General features: G+C 52.4%; 22 protein-coding genes and 2 tRNA genes. 8 read left to right on the top strand and 16 right to left on the bottom strand.

All coding sequences use genetic code 11. From position 1 onward, the window contains the following. Positions 1-3 precede the first annotated feature (3 nt). The gene (locus DHN43_RS07550; RefSeq protein ID WP_108818216.1) at positions 4-951 is read right to left on the bottom strand and encodes a transcriptional regulator; all 948 of its coding nucleotides are present in this window, start codon (positions 949-951) and stop codon (positions 4-6) included. A 169-nt stretch (positions 952-1120) separates the two neighbouring features. Continuing rightward, complete coding sequence (gene ald, locus DHN43_RS07545; protein ID WP_057460912.1) at positions 1121-2254, bottom strand: alanine dehydrogenase; 1134 nt, start codon at positions 2252-2254, stop codon at positions 1121-1123. Between the two features lie 156 nt (positions 2255-2410). Here ald and DHN43_RS07540 point away from each other — a divergent pair, with 156 nt between their 5' ends. Beyond that, positions 2411-2878 (top strand): Lrp/AsnC family transcriptional regulator, encoded by a 468-nt coding sequence (locus DHN43_RS07540; protein ID WP_057460911.1) that lies wholly within the window; start codon positions 2411-2413, stop codon positions 2876-2878. Between the two features lie 125 nt (positions 2879-3003). Continuing rightward, positions 3004-3879, top strand: a complete 876-nt coding sequence (locus DHN43_RS07535; protein ID WP_108818215.1) for an SMP-30/gluconolactonase/LRE family protein — start codon at positions 3004-3006, stop codon at positions 3877-3879. A 543-nt stretch (positions 3880-4422) separates the two neighbouring features. Here the strand turns inward: DHN43_RS07535 and trhO are convergent. The 13 genes from trhO to DHN43_RS07470 form a co-directional block, all read right to left on the bottom strand. Further along, positions 4423-5241 (bottom strand): oxygen-dependent tRNA uridine(34) hydroxylase TrhO, encoded by an 819-nt coding sequence (gene trhO, locus DHN43_RS07530; protein WP_063292811.1) that lies wholly within the window; start codon positions 5239-5241, stop codon positions 4423-4425. 151 nt (positions 5242-5392) lie between these two features. Continuing rightward, positions 5393-5716 carry a RebB family R body protein gene (locus DHN43_RS07525; RefSeq protein ID WP_057460908.1) on the bottom strand — a complete coding sequence of 108 codons (324 nt, stop codon included), beginning with the start codon at positions 5714-5716 and terminating at the stop codon, positions 5393-5395. 237 nt (positions 5717-5953) lie between these two features. Continuing rightward, complete coding sequence (locus DHN43_RS07520; RefSeq protein WP_057460907.1) at positions 5954-6274, bottom strand: RebB family R body protein; 321 nt, start codon at positions 6272-6274, stop codon at positions 5954-5956. A 159-nt stretch (positions 6275-6433) separates the two neighbouring features. After that, complete coding sequence (locus DHN43_RS07515; protein ID WP_063298110.1) at positions 6434-6730, bottom strand: RebB family R body protein; 297 nt, start codon at positions 6728-6730, stop codon at positions 6434-6436. A gap of 203 nt (positions 6731-6933) precedes the next feature. Beyond that, the gene (locus DHN43_RS07510; protein WP_063292812.1) at positions 6934-7275 is read right to left on the bottom strand and encodes a RebB family R body protein; all 342 of its coding nucleotides are present in this window, start codon (positions 7273-7275) and stop codon (positions 6934-6936) included. A gap of 118 nt (positions 7276-7393) precedes the next feature. Next, positions 7394-8053 carry a hypothetical protein gene (locus DHN43_RS07505; protein ID WP_108818214.1) on the bottom strand — a complete coding sequence of 220 codons (660 nt, stop codon included), beginning with the start codon at positions 8051-8053 and terminating at the stop codon, positions 7394-7396. A 23-nt stretch (positions 8054-8076) separates the two neighbouring features. Next, positions 8077-8493 carry a hypothetical protein gene (locus DHN43_RS07500; RefSeq protein ID WP_057460905.1) on the bottom strand — a complete coding sequence of 139 codons (417 nt, stop codon included), beginning with the start codon at positions 8491-8493 and terminating at the stop codon, positions 8077-8079. Positions 8494-8630: 137 nt separating this feature from the next. After that, on the bottom strand, positions 8631-9350 hold the full coding sequence (locus DHN43_RS07495) for a hypothetical protein (RefSeq protein ID WP_108818213.1): 720 nt from the start codon (positions 9348-9350) through the stop codon (positions 8631-8633). A 14-nt stretch (positions 9351-9364) separates the two neighbouring features. Then, positions 9365-9625, bottom strand: a complete 261-nt coding sequence (locus tag DHN43_RS07490; protein ID WP_054663306.1) for a RebB family R body protein — start codon at positions 9623-9625, stop codon at positions 9365-9367. 78 nt (positions 9626-9703) lie between these two features. Beyond that, the gene (locus tag DHN43_RS07485) at positions 9704-10285 is read right to left on the bottom strand and encodes an RNA polymerase sigma factor (RefSeq protein ID WP_108818212.1); all 582 of its coding nucleotides are present in this window, start codon (positions 10283-10285) and stop codon (positions 9704-9706) included. 456 nt (positions 10286-10741) lie between these two features. After that, positions 10742-11287 carry an AAA family ATPase gene (locus DHN43_RS07480; RefSeq protein ID WP_208995021.1) on the bottom strand — a complete coding sequence of 182 codons (546 nt, stop codon included), beginning with the start codon at positions 11285-11287 and terminating at the stop codon, positions 10742-10744. Positions 11288-11468: 181 nt separating this feature from the next. Next, a tRNA-Lys gene (locus tag DHN43_RS07475) sits at positions 11469-11544 on the bottom strand. Positions 11545-11564: 20 nt separating this feature from the next. Further along, positions 11565-11640, bottom strand: a tRNA-Lys gene (locus DHN43_RS07470). A gap of 861 nt (positions 11641-12501) precedes the next feature. Here DHN43_RS07470 and DHN43_RS07465 point away from each other — a divergent pair. The 3 genes from DHN43_RS07465 (at position 12502) to DHN43_RS07455 (ending at position 15846) form a co-directional block, all read left to right on the top strand. Then, a complete protein-coding gene (locus DHN43_RS07465; RefSeq protein WP_063290139.1) occupies positions 12502-14274 on the top strand; it encodes an acetolactate synthase 3 large subunit in 1773 nt (590 codons plus the stop codon). A gap of 19 nt (positions 14275-14293) precedes the next feature. Then, positions 14294-14887 (top strand): acetolactate synthase small subunit, encoded by a 594-nt coding sequence (gene ilvN / locus DHN43_RS07460; protein WP_057465780.1) that lies wholly within the window; start codon positions 14294-14296, stop codon positions 14885-14887. A gap of 200 nt (positions 14888-15087) precedes the next feature. Next, positions 15088-15846 carry a pyridoxine 5'-phosphate synthase gene (locus DHN43_RS07455; RefSeq protein ID WP_063303428.1) on the top strand — a complete coding sequence of 253 codons (759 nt, stop codon included), beginning with the start codon at positions 15088-15090 and terminating at the stop codon, positions 15844-15846. 72 nt (positions 15847-15918) lie between these two features. On the opposite strand, the gene DHN43_RS07450 is transcribed toward DHN43_RS07455, so the two are convergent. Beyond that, the gene (locus tag DHN43_RS07450) at positions 15919-17325 is read right to left on the bottom strand and encodes a glutamine synthetase family protein (RefSeq protein WP_108818211.1); all 1407 of its coding nucleotides are present in this window, start codon (positions 17323-17325) and stop codon (positions 15919-15921) included. Between the two features lie 376 nt (positions 17326-17701). On the opposite strand from DHN43_RS07450, the gene DHN43_RS07445 reads away from it, so the two are divergent. From DHN43_RS07445 to DHN43_RS07435, 3 genes are all read left to right on the top strand, one after another. Continuing rightward, the gene (locus tag DHN43_RS07445) at positions 17702-18577 is read left to right on the top strand and encodes a hypothetical protein (RefSeq protein ID WP_208981999.1); all 876 of its coding nucleotides are present in this window, start codon (positions 17702-17704) and stop codon (positions 18575-18577) included. A gap of 98 nt (positions 18578-18675) precedes the next feature. Beyond that, entirely contained in the window at positions 18676-19257 is a 582-nt protein-coding gene (locus tag DHN43_RS07440) for a DJ-1/PfpI family protein (RefSeq protein WP_108818210.1), read from the top strand. Between the two features lie 31 nt (positions 19258-19288). Then, positions 19289-19666: a ribbon-helix-helix domain-containing protein gene (locus DHN43_RS07435; protein WP_108818209.1), complete on the top strand. Its 378-nt coding sequence runs from the start codon at positions 19289-19291 to the stop codon at positions 19664-19666. Positions 19667-19669 lie beyond the last annotated feature (3 nt).

Here is a 19669-nt window from a genome sequence, read left to right as displayed (position 1 = left end):
TCTCTACAGATCAGCCATAAACTCCGGCGCTGCCATGTCCAGCTTAAAGCTGCGCGGGCTTTTGGCACCCGAACTTTGCTGCACTATCTTCTTGTAGATGATCTTATGTGCAGCCGCCAAAGCCATCTTGGCGTATTTCATCGTACCAACGCTATGCCGGTTGCCAGAGATACCTGCTCTACGTAGCAAACCATTGGCATAGATGATCGCATAAAAATCCCTGATCTCAGTGGTGAAGTGCTCAGTGGTCACCGAGATGTTCACCTCATCATGGTTCTCAACCCGATGTGGGTTGTTGAGCGGCCAGTGCGCCATCTCACCCGGGCTCAGCGTCACCTTTGTAGCGAACTCATCATACCAGGGCTCAAAGCGGATCTCTTCTTCGGTCGTCCCAAGGAAGATACCTTCCAACTGCTCATCAGAAAGAAACGGCGCGGTATTCTCATAAATATAAACGTCCTTATGGCCCTTCACCTGCCATAAGGATTGTCCGGGTACATCTACATGATAGTACACTTGGGCACCGGGGGAAGAAATCAACATCCCGGTCTTGTGCTTGAAGGTCTCAAAGCCTGGAACCTTCACCTCTAGCTCATCAAATATCTTCGCAGTAACCTGCTTGAAACCTTCATCCCAGTCCTGAAGTGCACGAAGAGAAAGCCAGAAACGCCCTTCTTCTACAGCACGAAGCACATCCTCGCCTTTGGCACCTTCAATGCTGCCCTGTAGCCACTGGGACTTCTTGGTGCCAATCGCACCGGGACGAACAAAATCATAGTGCTCAGAGGGAGTGGTCTCAATCAACCGCGCTAGGTTTTCTGGCAGAAACACAGGCAGCTCATGCAGGCGGTTATTCAGCAGGAGCGTGTGCTTGCCGAACACCTCTTTGTAGTGCTCTTTCCATTCAACAATCAAATCATGCTGAAGAACCAATTCCAAATCATGATACATGACGCCGCCTAACCCGAAAAATACTAGTAAATTTTGACCAGTATATCGAAACCGCACCTGCAAACTCATTAACGCCGCAGCAAACCGGTGACAGGGTAAACAGAACCTTTACCAACGCAAAACGGGAGCCAGTGGCTCCCGCTTCTAATCTCTAAGTCCGCTTAGACTTTCAGGCTGCTTCAGTTTCCTGAACCAGAGCAGCTTCTGGAGCTACGTAAGTATAGCCCAGGTTTTCAGCAACTTCAGCAACAGTGACCTGACCTTTATAAACGTTCAGACCCGGCAAGAAGCCTGGGATGTCGCGAAGAGCAGCTGCATATCCTTTGTCAGCCAGCGCCAGAACGTAAGGCAAGGTCGCGTTGTTCAGCGCATAAGTGGAGGTGCGAGCCACAGCGCCCGGCATGTTTGCCACGCAGTAGTGAACCACTTCATCCACGATATAGGTTGGATCCTGGTGAGTTGTTGCACGGGAGGTTTCAAAACAACCACCCTGGTCGATAGCAACGTCAACCACAACAGAACCCGGCTTCATCGCCTTGATGTGCTCTTTGGTCACCAGTTTCGGTGCAGCTGCACCAGCCACCAGAACAGCACCAACAACCAGATCAGCAGCCAGAACTTCTTTCTCAAGCGCGGCACGGTTGGAGAACACTGTCTTCAAACGGGAACCGAAGCGAGCAGAAAGGGCGTCGAGAACATCAACGTTTCTGTCCAGAACGGTAACATCGGAGCCAAGGCCGATTGCCATTTCAATTGCGTGAGCGCCAACAACACCGCCGCCAATCACAACGGTTTTCGCAGGAGCAACACCCGGTACGCCGCCGAGCAGAACGCCAGCGCCGCCATTGGCTTTCTGCAGTGCAGTTGCACCAGCCTGAATGGAAAGACGACCAGCAACCTGAGACATTGGCGCCAGCAGAGGAAGGCGACCTTTCTCATCCGTTACGGTTTCATAAGCGATGCAAACCGCGCCGGAGGCGACAAGGTCAGCAGTCTGCTCTGGGTCCGGAGCCAGGTGCAGGTAGGTGAACAGCAGGTGGTCAGGACGGAGCATCTTGCGCTCAACAGCCTGAGGTTCTTTCACCTTCACAATCATTTCTGCTTTCGCGAAGACGTCTGCAGCAGTCGGCAGGATGGATGCGCCAGCTGCAATATAGTCAGCATCGCTCGCGCCAATGCCAACACCGGCATTGGTTTCAACAACCACGTCGTGGCCATGAGCAACAACTTCACGCACGCTGTCTGGTGTCAGACCAACGCGATATTCGTGATTTTTTATTTCCTTAGGAACACCAACAAGCATCACAATCTCCCAATCAGCTTCGGCTTTGTGTTTCTACATAGCTTATGGAAATCTCAGCTGCAGATGCTTGCAATGTGCGCACGACACGATACATTTTAGCAAACATCTACGAATAAACATCGTTCAGACACAATAATCTGCGAAAACGGCAAAGCTATGAAACTCGACAAGCTTGATAAAAAGATCCTCCGTGCGCTGCAGGACAATGGCCGTATCTCCAATTCTGATCTTGCAGATCATGTGGGTCTGTCCGCCTCTGCCTGCTTGCGTCGTGTCCGGACGCTGGAGGGTGAAGGCGTCATCGAGAAGTACGTCGCACTGCTCAATCCGAAAAAGCTAGGCAAGCGTATGAGTGTCTTTGTCGAGATCTCGCTCGGGTCTCAGTCAGAGGAAGCCCTTTCAACATTCGAGAAAGCCGTTGATCGCTCCACCGAAATTATGGAGTGCCACCTCATGGGCGGCGATGCGGATTACATCCTGCGAGTGATGGCAGATGATCCGGTTGATTTTGAGCGCATCCACCGTGACCACCTCACCCGCCTTCCCGGCGTTGTGCGCATGCGTTCCTCCTTCGCGATCCGCTCCACCAAACAAGGCAGCGCTCTGCCAATTTCAGAGAGCTAATTCACCTCGAAAACCTTGCGGTTTTCTCACAGGCATACTCGACGCTTCTGCCAAACCTCTCTATAACAACGCTCAATTGTATATTGCTGCAGCTCTCCCGGGCTGCATGAGTATGGAGCACGACTTTGACCCCAATTATCACTTGCTTGCTGGATGGTCGCTACGAGCTGGCCGAAGGTCTCCTCTGGGATGAGCTGACAAAACACCTGTTCTTCTGTGACATCCTCGGAAAACAGATCCACGCAATGCATTGGGATAGCAAAGAAGTCACCACATGGGGCTTCCCGAAAGTCGTTGGCTCCTTCGGCCTTTGTAAAGACGGTCGCCTCATCGTGGCGATGAAAGACGAAATCATCCTGTTCGATACAGGAACCAAAATGTACGAGGTCATCGCAAAGATTGAGCCGGATAATCCACGCACCCGTCTGAACGACGGTAAGGTCGGACCTGACGGCGCATTCTGGGTGGGTACCATGGATGACATCAGTCCAAGAACACCTATCGCCAGCCTCTATCGCGTCACGCCAGACGGCAACGTCACGCAGATCGCCACGGAAATCAGAACCTCCAACGGCTTGGCATGGTCTCCGGACAACAAGACCATGTACCACTCTGACACCGGCTCCGGTGAAGTCTTCGCCTATGATTTCGACCGCGACTTCGGCGCAGTCACCAACCAGCGCAAATTCCTGCAGCTGGACAACACAGTGGGCAGACCCGACGGCGCAACAACAGACACCGATGGCAACTACTGGTCCGCAGGCGTCTCTGCGGGCAACGTCAACTGCTTTGATCCGGATGGACAGCTGCTGCAATCCATCGCCATGCCGGTCCCACGCCCGACAATCCCGTGCTTTGCAGGTCCAAACCTGGGCACACTGGTCGTGGCAAGCCTGCGCCCACATGGAGATGAGGAGCTTCTCAAAGAGTTCCCGAAATCAGGCGGTCTCTTCGCAATGGATGTGGAGCACAAAGGTCTGCCAGCCTGCCGCTTTGGCTAAGCTCTGCCCTGCATCCTGAAAAACAAACAGATTTAGCACCGCTGGCTCATGTCCGGCGGTGTTGTCGTTTGGGCCCCAGGTACGGGGTGAGCAAGGCGAGCAGGCGATGCCTGCGCATGATGAGTAAGTTAGTTTCTTCGGCATTGGCTGCTCGCCTCGCCCGGGCGTTTTTGTATGAAACAAGGTCTCCACCGAAAGGCATTGGGAGCAGGCACCATCAGCAACAAGCACATCAGCCAGAGGCAAATGTGAGTGTCGGTGATAGCTAAACGCCTGCCAGTGTAGACGCCCATCGGGTGACCAGCTTCCGCTTGGTCCCTGCACTAAAGACTTTCAAGGGGTGTTTCAACGGACCCGCCGGAGGATGCGTTATGTCTCCCGGTAGCCCCGCCCAGCTCACGCTGCACTGACGGTCGCTCCGCCAGCTGCCCGTTTACGTGAACATGAGATCAACAATAAGCTAGCCTGAGCAAACGGGGATAAGATTTTCCGGATCCAAGCAAAAATAAGGGGCAGTCAAACCGCCCCTCAATCAACTCTGCTTCAGCTTTCACCAGCCTCAGAAGGCTTGTCGTCAATCTGGTAGGGCGCGAGAACCTTCTTGGTTTTCTCCGGCAGGTTCTTCCCCCAGCCAGCATCAAGCTTGTGGTCAACAGACACGCGGTCATCAAACACAAAGCACTCGCCTTTCCAGAGGCTCTCGTCCTCTGGCACATTTTCCAGATAATTCAGAATACCGCCCTCAAGGTGGTAAACCTCATCATAACCCTGCTCCAGCATCAAGCCGGTAGCCCGCTCACAGCGGATACCGCCGGTGCAGAACATGGCAACCTTCTTCTTGGCACGCAGAGCATTGTCATTGCGTTTGACCCACTCAGGAAACTCATTAAAGGTCTCCGTGTCAGGGTCCAACGCACCTTCAAACGTGCCAAGAGCAAACTCATAGTCATTGCGCGTATCAATCACGACCGTATCCGGGTCAGAGATCAGCGCATTCCAGTCCTCTGGCTTCACATAGGTGCCGACAAGATCATTCGGATCGATATGGTTCACGCCCATATTCACGATCGCTTGCTTCAAACGCACCTTCATGCGCTTGAATGGAACTTGCTTCGCCCAGCTTTCCTTGACGGTGATATCATGAAAACGCGGGTCTTTGCGCAAGTAGGCAATCACGTCCCGCATCTGCGGTTCTTCACCAGCAATAGTGCCGTTAATGCCCTCACGAGCAATAAGAAGACTGCCGCGAATACCACGGCTTTTGCAGTAGTCAAGCAGAGGTTCGCGCATGTCTTCAAAGTCCGCAAACTCAACAAACTTGTAGAGCGCACAGACCAAAATGGGGGTTAGCGTATGTGTCATTCTTTGCCTTTGTGGGCTTATTCGTAGCAGTACCTATACCCATTTCCATCGGGTCTGTCAGCAAAAGAGACCATACCAAAACTGCAAACCTCCCCTGCCGAAGCAGGGAAGGTTGAAATGTAACTCGCACGAGAGGTCGTCACAGGTTCATTTACCGGCCCGGACGGAAGGTTTCCATAATGGTAAGAAGCGTCTGAAGCTGATCCGGCGTTCCAGACTGAGCAACCTTTTCCGTAGCACCAGCAGCTGCCATAGTATCCATGGAGTAGATCTGCATAACGCCCTGGTTGGTTGCAGCCTGAGCCAGAATGTTCTGCTGCTGAGAAGCAGCAACGTTATTCTCAAAGAGAATACCGGTTGAGTGCGCCATCGTCTGGAAAAGCGAACCCATAGCCATGGCGGGTGCTTCACCAACAACCTTCACATTGGTTTGTGTGACGGCATCAGTAATCATTGGATTTACCGTATCCGGCATAGTCGTCATCCTTAAAAATGCAGCATATCTTTCGAAGAGACGAAACCGCCTTTCGAATACCGATACGCGGGAGACAGAAACAAAAGCAGCTCAGCAGAATATGAACTGCCATGAATTAGAAAAGTCGTGTCCGGTGATTTCACAGAGAACCACCAGGGGCATGCCCACCTGAAAACCAACCGGACACCATTAACTGCAAGTTGAACCAACGCCGCCGGAGGGCGACGCCTAAACCCGTTAGGTTGGGTTGAAAACGCGCATGATTGTCAGCAGCGTGTTCAACTGGTCTGGTGTGCCGCTCTGAGCAACTTTTTCGGTAGCACCAGCACCAGCCATCGTATCCATGGAGTAAATCTGCATAACTCCCTGGTTAGCTGCTGCCTGAGAAAGAATGTTCTGCTGCTGAGCGGCAGAAACATAGTTCTCAAAGAGAATTCCGGTGGAATGAGCCATTGTCTGAAAGACACTGCCCATTGCCATCGCAGGGGCTTCACCCACGACCTTTACGTTGGACTGGGTAACCGCGTCAGTGATCATAGGGCTAACAGTTGTTGGCATTCTAATAGTCCTCTTTCATACAGTTCTGGTCAAAATCCGGTTCTGCATTTCCTTGAACTGGCTCCAAAGGAGTACGCGCTACTACAACTTAAAGGATGCATCAGAACCATTCTCATCGCTCTGGCCTTTGCACCAGAAAGCGAAGCTCGAAAGTTCCGGTTATGGGTTGAAACTACGCAAGGTAGTCAGCAGCGTGCTGAGTTGGTCAGCTGTCCCAGCCTGAGCAACTTTTTCTGTGGCCGATGCCCCGGCCGTTGTATTCGCGGAATAGATTTGCATGACGCCCATGTTGGTCGTCGCCTGTGCAAGAGTGGTAGATTGAGACGCGGATGCGACTGAGTTCTGCAACAAAATGCCCGTTGAATGTGCAAGAGATGCATAGAGGTTTCCCATCGCAATTGCAGGCGCTTGCCCAAGCACCGTTACATTGGATTGCGTGACAGCATCCGTCACCATGCCGCCCTCTGGTATTACGGGGCCAATCCCCGGTAGATCCGCCATAAATCACTCCCACCTGATCAACCGAACTCATGAGCAGTTCGGTAAAAACGCAGCCCTGCTTCACCTCTGATCAAGCGCAAGCACTGCACTGACCAGAGGCAAACTCTCAATTATTTAGAAAACTCAATGGCCGTTGCAGACCGACCAAACACCGCGACTTAACGCGAAAAGTACCGACACAATGTTCCGAGCAAACTCTCGTTCACCTGCTCGGCTTCCTTCGGGTCCATATGTGAAATGCTGTTTGCAGCAGCCATGGAACCAACAGAATAAGTATGCAAAATTCCCTGATTCAAAGCGGTCTGCGCAATGATGTTCTGGCGCTGTGCATTCGAGACGGAATTCTCAAAAAGCACCCCTGTCGATTGCGCCGCTGTCAGGAAGGTCAGCGCCAGCGCGAACGCAGGAGCCACCCCAAGAATTGCAATCACGTCAGCATCAACAGTTCCGCCATCGGAGGGTTTTGTTGCGCCACATTGTTCCTCAATAGTCTTTGGCATTTTTTCTCCAATATGCTTGTTATTATTGCCATTTACAGACTATTGACGCCGCTCCTCTCTATTTGTGAACTCTTTCCTAAGAGCCAGTGCCCTTCGTAAGAATTGGTTCACACATCACTCATCTATCGCGAGTTCTCTGTTGCAGATAACTAATCAAAAGCTCGGAGAGCTTCTCATTGAGCGGTGCAATCTGCCTTGAAAGCTCCGACTTAATTTCCTTCTTCAGAAAATCCCGCATGGCTTCAGCAGCCTGTACCGCCATAGCTTCCTGATTGGGCACCCCGCCCTGACCGGGCAGGCCAGAGCCCGGAAACTGCGCCATGCCGGGACCAGCTTGCGGCCCACTTTGCCCAGGCACCATTTGCGGCTGCGGCTGCGCGGGCGGCGGTGCTGGTGGTGATTGCGGCTCCTCCTCCTCATCCCCCGTACCAATCACGCTCTTAATCGTCGTAATCTCTTCATCAATGGAGGTGCACAGCTTGGCAGCCGCCTGCTCCACCTCAGACACGATCGTCTGCGCAGAGGATGTCGCATCATCACAAGCCCGATTGATCTGCGCCTGCTGCTGACGGATTTCAGCAACCACCTCATTGTAGTTTGGAATGCCCTGCCTCAGCTGTGCAAATTCACTGGCGGCCTGATCCACATTCTGCTTCACCTTGGTCAGCTGCACGACAGCATCATCCAGCGCAGAATTGAATTCCGGGCCCGGTGTCACCGTGACCTTTTGAGGACCAGCATCTGCGGCCCCTGACGTTCCGTTCGCGGCTGTACTCATCGCCTCACTCCTCAAGTCCAGTCTTACCAGTTGTGATCTGAATTCCGCTCGGAACTGCGGTCCTCTCCCCGCGCGTCAAACTCAATGTCACCAGTGGAGGTAAACCGCGCAAGAAGCTCCTCTTCCACCCCATCTTGGATCAACCGATCCTCATCCTCGCGGTCCTCATATCGGTCGGCCTCTTCCTGCAATCGCTCATCGCGAAACCCGAGAACCACATCCGCTGCAGTAATGCCATCTTCACACACCAGCATCCCTTCCGCCTTCACCAGCGCATCCCGCGCCAGACTCAGGTGACACAAAAGCCCTGGCAGCGTTTCAACACCAGACCGCGACAGCGTAAGCGTCTCTTCCTGCTCGATAACCCCTTCCCAGCGCCGCAACTGATTGAGGATCACCTCCTCCAATTCCTCTCGAATGTATGTAACGTCCCGTTCCATATCTCACCTTTAGAGCTGACCGGGGATCTGCCTATCGCGTCAGAGCCCGAAGAAAAGTCGCAAGCAAAATGTAATCCTATTGAAACAACAGCGTAATTTCCTGAAACAGATCCATCAGCTGACCCGCTTCCGGCAGATCACTCACTCACATCCTGAAACGCTGAGATGGCATTGGTCACCATGACATTCAGCTCCGTCAGCGCAGGTGTCGCTGCCAGCGCCGGATCCTGTGCGATCTTCGCGGCCACAATCGCCTGTGCAGCCATAGAGATTTGCATGACACCGTTCATGTAGGTCTCTGCATTCTGCGACGCATGCCCGCTGGACTGCTTGGTCATCACATCATCAGGAATGGAGATCATCGACTCCAATCCTTGGTAATTTTGAAAATTGGTAAACTGCACGGCCTGAGTAATCTGTTCGTTTAAAGCAGAAGTTGAAGGCGCAGAGGTTGGCAATGGTGGATAGGATGGCCCGGAGGACTGCTCCTTCCCGGTATCCGTGGATGTGCCCTGCGACTGCCCACCCGTCCCGTCAGAACCGGTAGTATCCTCAAAGTCTGCACCGCCAGCAGATCCCTTTTCACTATCCATCACCATGGTTTGTTGCGCTCCGGATTGACTGTTGCTCTCACTTGCTGTGTTGACGGTTTCCGTTGCCGCCTGTGAGGACATTTTGACCGCTGGAGAAGATCGCTGAGCACCCTGTGTTCTGGATGCCTCAGCACCGGACTGAGTTGAGGAACGCGAACTATTATCGCTCAAAGGTCCGTGGAGTAGAGAGATCAGGCGCCGCCGACGCGTAATCGCATTCTCATACTCTTGAGAAGCTGAACTCTCACCTCTCTCCCTCACCATCAAATTCCCTCAAATTAGCCACCTGAAGGTTTAGACTCCGCTCCAGAGGTCGGGCCTATTTCCATAATCAGCTGAACGCCCTTGGACACCACAGCCGTCGATATCTGGTTCATGGATTGCTGCGCATGGGTCGCATTTTGAACCGACAGTCCCGTCGCATTGCTTACCACCTGATACAGATTGGCAATTGCCTGAGAAGGCGCTTCACCCACCACCTTCACATTTGTCTGAGTAACGGCATCCGTCACCTGAGCATTTACAGTATCTTCCGCCATGCTTTCGCCCTCGCAGTCTAAATTCGTTAACTATTCGGAGAGACGCACTCCCAACCCTCCTGTGAACATTCAATCTGCTCAATTGAGCCGCTTACGCTTCTTGGAGCGGGCATCTCTCAGCTTCTCACGCAAAAACTGCACCCGCTTGCGGGCCAAAGCCTGAGAAATATTCAGCTCCTCCGAAATCTCGCTGTAACTGCGATCCTCGGCAAACTTCATGGAAAAAATCTGCTGATAGATAAGAGGAAGCCGGTCAAGCGTCTTGCTGATCAGCATCAGCTCTTCCTTCTGTGCCAGCAACACTTCCTGCGGTGCGCTTTCAATCTCTGTATTGGCCAGATGTTCGTCATAAACATCCTTATCGCCATCACGAAACTGATATTCATAACGCTTCTTCCGGTACTGGCTGATGAACTCGTTTTTGAGCGCATACATAAAAAAGGCGATTGGCTCCCTCATATTCAAGGGACGCTGTTCAAAGTGCGATGCAACCTTAATGATCGTTGCTGACATCAACTCTTCAGCCGCATCCATGTCACCACCCGTAAGATGAAACGCTCTTCCGAATATCTTTTTTCTATGCTCGTTCCAGTATTCCCAAACAGGCGTCAAATCCTGACGCCCATCAAGATGTTCTAGTCGTGTATTCTTGTAATACATCCGCCACACCTCAATGTATTACAGACTAAATCCCTGAACACCACAAAGAGACATCACGAAACACACACCAACACTGGCATGGAGAACAGATATCAACTTTATTTCTAGAGAATTCGTCCGCTTCGATAGAGATGAAGCTACGGATATTCTTGTTTACGGAAAACCAACGCAATTTTATGGGTTGTATAAATTCACGCCTACAACCCTTGGTAATACAACGTGAACCAGATTAGAAATTTTAAGAGGTTCCAGTCACTTAACGACCTTCGAGTAATCAACCTTGCAGAATTACAACACAACCAGAAACACGACGACGACCTGTTAACAACCTATAAGATGTATAATTGAGATTGATACAACCCGAAAAATACATAAGCCCAATCTCATAGAGCACCATCCACCCTGCCCTTAATAGACAGCCCGCCCGACGTTTTGTGACATAAGCGATTCTACAAATTAAAGGAGAGATTGTTTTTCCAGGTGCTCAATCACAAACCGCGCACGCTCTTCAACGCACACTTGCGGCACGTCAACCAACTCATATCCATAAGCACGATAGACCGAAACATTCGCGGCATAATCCTGGCGTGCAAAGTCAAAGCCATGCGTTCGCTCCGCATCATGTTCAAAGATCTCTCTCCACGGCGCACACACAAACACAGGCGACGCCAACCGTCTCAGTTGCGCAGCACGCACCATGCTCTCAGGAACAGAAGCCCCAATAATTGCACTATACGCAATCGCTTCCAGAAAACTGCGATCATGGAACACAGTCTCACCTGACCGCCCCCCTCCCCGATCAAACGCCGCAATAGAACGCTCAAACAACAAATCCCGAAAAGCAACGCAGTCCTTGTCAGGCAGAGCACAACCACCAACCGCACGCTGCTCCCGCACCAACTGCCGCCCAACCTCCTCCCGGCACGCATACCCAAAAGACTTGAGATAAGCCAGCAAAGTAGATTTCCCAGCACCAGACGCGCCAGTAATGACAAAGTCCATCACGAAACCTTTCAAAGAAAGAGCGGAACAAACGATATATTTGGGAGAGAGTTCGAAAACCAGAATGCAAGGAATGCAAGGAATGCAAAAAGGGGTGCGATCACTTTGAAGCAAAGCACACACAAACACCACCAAGGCATAAATGCCTTTGTAAAACAGTCACCGATTTTCTGAAAGAAAATGGTGAGCCCGCACGGGTTCGAACCGTGGACCTACTGATTAAAAGTCAGTTGCTCTACCAGCTGAGCTACGGGCTCACTAAATACGAGACGTTTGTTGGTGGGTGCATAGGGATTCGAACCCTAGACCGGCTGATTAAGAGTCAGCTGCTCTACCAACTGAGCTATACACCCAAAACGTTTCCCGCCGAAGCGATGGCGGGTGTATATAAAGCCTTTAGCAAGAGCGCAAGGCCCAAGGTGCAACTTTTCAAAAATGTCTTGTGTAAAGTAAACTTATCCCAGACTAACCTATGCAAATCTACGAATTTTCGCAGCACAAACACAATTCAGAAGTGCGAAACGCGAAAAAACACCGCAAATTTCACAAGACTGCCCTCTTATCAATTAGTCCAACGCAAAGTTTTTCAGCAAACAACCAACTACGGGCCACCCCAGCTCTCCTTAGCAGTCAGAGGCGTGCACTGCAGCTAAAGTAGCCCCGCCAGCATCGCACTGCAAAATCCCGTATTTCTGCGGGTTCGCTCAAGTGCAACAATTGCGCCTGGAAAAGCCAATACAAACAGAGCGAGCAGGACTTTCCGCCACGCAACTTCTGCAAAGCACGCTGACTATTGCAGATAACTCAAGGAAACGAGAGGTCTTTGCGGCGCAACATTAAGAAGAAGCCACTTGACGCTTTTACGTATCTAAGCCTAATCTCACCCCGAATTTCAGAGTTTACCTGAGCGATTCAATGGTGAAGCGCGGTAATCTCTTACACGGTTGGAATTATGTTAAGGGAGAGTGGAGCCCTGAGGCTCCCAATACCAGAATGCAAACTTCAATTCTTCTTATCGTGGTGGGACGCGCGTCGCCGGAGTGAGCTAGCTCACTCGGAACGGTTAGACGCGCACAAGGAGCCAAACGGCTCCTTTTTTTATGGCTAATTCGCAGTGATGTTTAAAAGAGCACCCCTGCAAAACAAACAGTCGGATTGATTGCACATCCTTCAATCAGGCAAAACGAGCAGATACAGGCAACAAGGACTTGATGATGCAACGGGAGATGACAGGCGCTGAAATGGTTCTCCAGGCGCTGAAGGACAACGGGGTGGAACATGTATTTGGATACCCTGGTGGTGCAGTTCTACCCATTTATGATGAGCTGATCCAGCAGGATGCGATCCAGCACATCCTTGTCCGTCACGAGCAAGGCGCAGGCCATGCTGCTGAAGGCTATGCACGCTCTACCGGAAAAGCCGGCATTGCTCTGGTGACCTCTGGTCCGGGCGCAACCAACATGGTGACTGCCCTGACAGACGCCATGCTCGACTCTATCCCTATGGTCTGCATCACCGGTCAGGTCCCAACCAACCTTGTTGGGTCTGATGCGTTCCAGGAATGTGACACCGTTGGCATCACCCGCCCGTGCACCAAGCACAACTGGCTGGTGAAGGACGTTGATGATCTGCCTCGTATTCTCCATGAAGCATTTTATGTTGCACAATCTGGTCGTCCAGGCCCTGTTGTTGTCGATATTCCAAAGGATGTGCAGTTTGCCACCGGCACCTATGAAGGCCCGCAGGCAAACCCGAGCAACCACAAAAGCTATCGCCCGCAGCTGAAAGGCGACATGACTGCCATTCGCGCAGCTGTTGAGCTGATGTCGAAAGCCAAACGCCCTGTGTTCTATACAGGCGGCGGCGTCATCAACTCCGGCGCAGCTGCAAGCCAGCTGCTGCGTGAACTGGTGGACCAGACAGGCTTCCCGATTACATCCACCCTGATGGGTCTGGGCGCGTATCCGGCTTCTGGCGAACAGTGGCTCGGTATGCTGGGCATGCACGGCACCTATGAAGCCAACATGGCTATGCACGATTGTGATCTGATGATCTGTATCGGTGCACGCTTTGATGACCGCATCACGGGCCGTCTGGACGCCTTCTCACCGAACTCTACCAAGATCCACGTGGACATCGATCCATCCTCCATCAACAAGATCGTTCATGTTGACCTGCCGATTGTTGGCGATGTGGCTCACGTTCTGGAAGACATGGTTCGCATCTGGCGCGCCTCCAGCTTCCGCTCTCAGCCAGAGCTGAAGGAATGGCAGACACAGATCGCCAAGTGGCGCGCACGCGATTGCTTGTCTTACCGCCACAGCGATGATGTCATCATGCCTCAGTACGCATTGCAGCGTCTGAACGCAGCCATCAAAGGCCGCAAGGATGTTTACATCTCCACCGAGGTTGGACAGCACCAGATGTGGGCGGCGCAGTACCTTGGCTTTGAATCTCCAAACCACTGGCTGACTTCAGGTGGCTTCGGCACAATGGGGTATGGCCTGCCAGCAGCTATTGGCGCACAGGTTGCTCATCCAGACGGGCTGTGCATCAACGTTGCAGGCGATGCTTCCATCCTGATGAACATTCAGGAAATGTCGACAGCCGTTCAGCATGGTCTGGCGCCTAAAACGTTCATCCTGAACAACTCCTACATGGGTATGGTTCGCCAGTGGCAGCAGCTGCTGCATGGCAACCGTCTCTCCCACTCCTACACGGACAGCCTGCCTGACTTCGTAAAACTGGCAGAAGCTTACGGCGGCAAAGGCATTCGTGTCACCAAACCAGGTGAACTGGATGACGCCATTCAGGAAATGATTGAAACACCTGGCCCGGTTCTGTTTGATTGCTGCGTCGCTCAGCTGACCAACTGCTTCCCAATGATCCCATCAGGCAAAGCCCACAACGAAATGTTGTTGCCAGATGAAGCAACTGATGAAGCCGTTGCAAACGCCATCGACACCGCTGGCAAGTCATTGGTATAGGTAAGCTGGGAGAACCATTATGAACGCACAGAAAACAGACGCTCTATCGGCCTATTTCCTAGCCGAAACCAGCGATGTCCTCGAAACACATACCCTATCTATCATTGTAGACAATGAACCGGGTGTTCTTGCCCGCGTGATTGGCCTGTACTCTGGCCGTGGCTACAACATTGACAGTCTCAGTGTTTCTGAAACGGAGCACGAGAAGCACGTTTCCCGTATCACGATTGTGACCACAGGTACTCCTCAGATCATCGAGCAGATCCGTCACCAGCTGGATCGTCTCGTACCGGTGCATATCGTCCGGGATCTGACCGTTGCAGCACGCAACTCCAATCAGGAAAAGCCGCTTGAGCGAGAGCTGGCACTGATCAAGGTGCGTGGTGAAGGAGAAAAACGTCTGGAGGCCTTGCGGCTGTCAGAAGCTTTCAGGGCAACTGTCATTGATGCAACCATTGATCACTTCGTTTTCGAGATCACAGGCCGCACCAATAAAATCGATCAGTTCATCGAAATCCTGACACCACTGGGTCTTGTTGAGGTTTCACGTACGGGCGTTGCCGCACTTTCACGTGGGTCCCAAGGTCTTAAAGACTTGCAGGATGAAATTTAACAGTTAGGGGACAATTTTGTCCTATTGATATTGAGCGGCGTCTTTTGCAAGTCTGCGAAGACGCCGTTTTATTTTGGTGATCTAGAGCGTGTCCCCCAGAATGTGGGAATCGGTTATCGGATAAGGATACGCGAAGAACAAGAAAATTAGAGCACGGCGCGTAATTGCGACATGCTTTAACTCAATAAAGGGTATGCCCCATGAAGACGCCTAGCCGCTTATCTGTCAACGTAAACGCTGTAGCAGTTCTGCGAAATCGCCGCGACGTTCCGTGGCCAAGCGTGACGCATCTGGCAGCACTTGCCCTCAATGCAGGCGCCAAAGGCATCACCGTGCACCCACGCCCGGATGAGCGCCATATTCGCCGCACAGATGTTGAAGACATCTCCAAAATGCTGCGCGAAGAGCTGCATGGCAAAGAGCTGTGCCTCGAAGGTTATCCAGATGAGCGCTTCATGGAGTTGGTGGAACAAACCCGTCCGACGCAGGTTCTGTTTGTACCGGACGACCCATCCCAGCAGACCTCTGACCATGGCTGGGACTTTTCAGAGAACATGGATCTCCTGAAAGAAGCCATCAGTACTGCGAAGTCCTGGGGTGTGCGCACATCACTCTTCGTGGATCCAGAACCAAGCCAGCCAGCTCTTGCAGCTGAAGCAGGCGCTGAGCGTATCGAGATCTACACCGGCCCTTATGGGGCCTGTCATTCTGACAAGGAAGCCGAGAAGGTCGAGCTGGAGAAAGTCGTTGCCACCGCTGAAGCGGCAAGAGCAGCAGGCCTTCTGGTCAATGCAGGCCACGATCTCACCGTTGAGAACCTGCCAGCTCTGATTGAGCGCGTGCCATATATCTCAGAGGTCTCCATCGGCCACGGCTTCACTGCCGACGCTCTGGAACATGGTTTCACCCAAAGCGTTCGCCGTTTCCGCCACGCCCTTGGTGAGCCGACAGAACTCTAAGAATTATCCCGTTTCAAAGAAGAGCCTGCTGTGATCCGTTACAGCAGGCTCTTTTGTGTTTCCCGGCTGAGTTCAAACCCCTTCAAAATACCGCAGAAACTCAAAGCTGGTGATGTCTTTCTCAATCCATGCTTTGAACGCCTTCAGCTCATTCTCTCGGCTACGCGCATACTGATCTGCCAGCGACGACCCCAATGCCTCCTTCGCAAATTCACTCTCCTGGAAGAGCTCCAATGACGCTTCCAAGGATCGCGGCAACTTCTCCAAAGTTTCGTCCTTGCCCGGATCACCAATCAGCATTGCCGGTGGCTCCTCCCCCTTGCGAAGACCTTGCAGCCCAGCGGCAGCAATCAAAGGCACGATGATATACGGATGGGTGTCAGCCCCCGGACACCGATGCTCCAAGCGGACCGCTTGCGGGTCAGGACTGGAAATCACGCGCACCGCACTCACGCGGTGCTCATCTCCCCAACACACTTCTTCAGGACAACCAGTAAATCGGGAAAGCCGGCGGTAAGAATTGATCGTTGGCCGAAACGCCAGATGAGACGACTGCATCTGCGCCAGAAGTCCGGCCACAAAGAACCTCCCCCGCTCACTCAGCACCGCCTCCCGATCATAAAATACATTGTGCCCCATCTCGTCATAGAGGCTGATGTGCACGTGGGTTCCGCACGCAGAATCCTGCCCCATTGGCTGATAACGCGCCATGAAGGTCGCAATCAGATCATGCTCCCGGCACAGCTCTTTCAGGTGATGACGTGCTCGTACTGCATTGTCAGCAGCCTGCAGTGGTGAAGTCGGCGACAAGGCAATCTCATACATGCCCCAACCAATCTCACTCTCCATTGAGGAAACCCCAATGCCAAGCGAGTCCATACGCGCACGAAACGCTTCCATCAGGTCCATGTAGTCCGGATCACGGTTGACTGAGTCATATTGCAAGGAATGACCAAACGGCTTGAGCTTGTGGTGGTGCCCCGCTTCAACCAATGCCCGGTCAAAATGAAAGATCCCTAGCTCAAACTCCATTCCAATCTTCATGGTGAGTTTCAGCTCGGCAAGCTTTTCTTCCAGCATCTCCAATGGACGCCGCAAGTCCAATGAAAAGCGCGCACCATCCCGCTCATAACAATTCAGCATAACCTCCGAGACCTCAGATCGCCACCCCAGCTGAAACAGCGTGTTGCCATCCGCCAGACTGTGCAAATTGCCAAAGCCGGTGTGATACCAGACGTGCGGAGACTCGTAGATCTGCTCACCAGCAGGCTGCCCGTCTCCGTGAGGAATAAGATAGAGCGAGGAGTTGGTGGAACACCCCTTCTCCAACCCATCCAGAGGCTGAAGCCGGCACCGCAAAAGCCCGTTCATATCTGGCACCTGCGTGATAACCGAATGTACGCCCCGCTGCCTCAACTGCGCGATTTGCTTGGCCAACCCTTCCTTTGAGGCGGCTTGCTGTTCCCAAAATGTCGTCATGCCTGATCCACTCCAAGATGTACAAAGCACCTTAAAGTCAACGCTGATTGCAAAACATGGAAGAATTTGGCGACCTTTAAACTAAATCTCGCATCCGCATAAGTTGCAAGTAAATCCTCAAGACTACCTAAGCAGTGTAATTGGTACACAGCCGCCTCGACACGAATTATCGACAAAAACCACATCAAGCCTATGAAATAATGAAAATAAGTGCCCCCATACCCACCGTGCAGATCAGCAACACTCGTAGAGATAACTAATAGTTTATTGCCAGAAAATTGTAAGTATACGGATTTCTGCTAGGTTGGACATTCCCTAAGGACACCCCATCAAGAATAATAGAAACATGCGCTCTTTATACCTCCTGGCTATCCCCATGGCTCTTGCTGCACATCCCCTAAGTGCACAAGAAGCCAACCACCAAACAGAAGCTCCACGAGAGCTTAACGCAGGCGGTTTTGTCGGCGTCAACGTTGGTCGCTCTTTCTTTGAGGCTGATCAGATCGACACGAAAGATCAGGAACCAAACACCCTTGGCTTCTATGGATCTTACGCTCTGCCACTCTTCCAGCAGTTCAGCCTGCAGGTAGATGGAGATCTCGAATACTACCAGTTCGACACCAAGGACGGTGACAACACCCTCCGCGACGGTCTGGGAGCAGTCCACTTCGCTTACAAAGACCCACAGCAAGGCCTGTTCGGTGTCTTTGGCGGCGGGGGTGTAACCGTTGACGGCGGAGACGACACCTCCACCAAAACCTTCCAGTTCATCGGCGTTGAAGGCCAGTATTACCTTCAGGACATCACCCTGTTCAGTCAGGCTGGCTTCCTTGATGGTGATGACGACCAGAACGAGACCATCGACAACGGCCTGTTTGCCCGTGGTGGCGCAAGCTACTACTTCACACCAAACACCAAGTTGACCGGCTCTCTGTCTTACGTCAGTGGTGATCGCTACAATCGTCCAAACCCGGGTGATGCGCGCGATGGTGAAGTGAACATCTTCAGCTGGGGTGCGGAGTTCAAACAAAGCTTCACCGCTCTGCCAGTTGGTCTCAGTGCTTCCTACAGCGGCCATGACTTCCAGATCAAAGGTGATGAATCCGACGAACCGGTCATTCATGAGTTCCGTTTTGGCGCATTCTTCCAGTTCGGCACCACAACATTGCAGGAAAACGACCGCACAGCAGCAGGCTCTGATCTGCCACAGCTGAAACGTTGGATTTCCCTCTCAACCAACGAAGTCGACTAAGCATTCGAGATAAGGCTGGGCTATGTAGTAATACGCTATTACCCGCTCAGCCTCTTCTCTTGCTAGGTTTCCCTCGCAGTCACATCTGGGAGGGAAACATGTCTGCCAAAAAAGTGCTTATGATCACCGGTGACTTCACCGAGGATTACGAAACCATGGTGCCGTTTCAAACCTTAGGCGCCGTTGGTCATGATGTTCACGCCGTTTGTCCGGATAAAAAGGCAGGCGATACCGTCGCAACATCCATCCATGACTTTGAAGGTGACCAGACCTACACCGAAAAACGCGGTCACAATTTCACACTCAACGCCAGCTTTGACGCCATCAACCCAGCAGATTATGACGCACTCGTCATTCCCGGTGGCCGTGCACCAGAATATCTGCGCCTGAACCCAGCCGTTCTGGACATGGTGCGTCACTTCTTCAAAGAGAACAAACCGGTCGCAGCCATCTGCCACGGTGCTCAGCTTCTCTCTGCTACTGGCGTGTTAGAGGGCAGAACCTGCTCTGCCTATCCGGCCTGCGCACCAGAGGTCACCATGTCCGGCGGCAAATTCGCTGACATCGACGTGGCTGAGGCAGTCACTGATGGCAACCTTGTGACAGCACCAGCATGGCCTGCTCATCCAGCATGGCTCAAGCAGTTCCTTGCTCTGCTGAACCAGCCTGCTTATGCTTAAGAAGCAGCACTAGACAATTGCGGAGGGGACCATGTGTGAGCTTTTCATCAAAGCAGATACTGACCTGTGGGAGAGTACAACACGCTCCCTTCGCATTGACCGTATGGTCACCAGCGTGCGGTTGGAAACTTACTTCTGGACCATCCTTGAAGAGATCGCTAAGCGTGACGACATGTCCGTTGGCCAGCTTCTGACACGTCTGCACAATGAATCCATCGAAGCAGGACATGACCTGGGCAACTTCACCAGCTTCCTGCGTGTATGTTGCCTCCGCTATCTCTCGTTACAGGTGACAGAGGATATCCCAAAGGACAAATCCGTCCCGATCAGCACTCTCAATGCCCCTCAGTTGCTGAAGAACGAACGCGCCTATCGGGCACAAACACGCGCCATAGAAAACGTAAGTTAGGCT

Source organism: Pseudovibrio sp. Alg231-02, from assembly GCF_900143565.1.
Taxonomy (GTDB): Bacteria; Pseudomonadota; Alphaproteobacteria; order Rhizobiales; family Stappiaceae; genus Pseudovibrio.
Note: the sequence above shows the minus strand (reverse complement) of the source record. Positions and strands in the feature narration are given on the sequence as shown.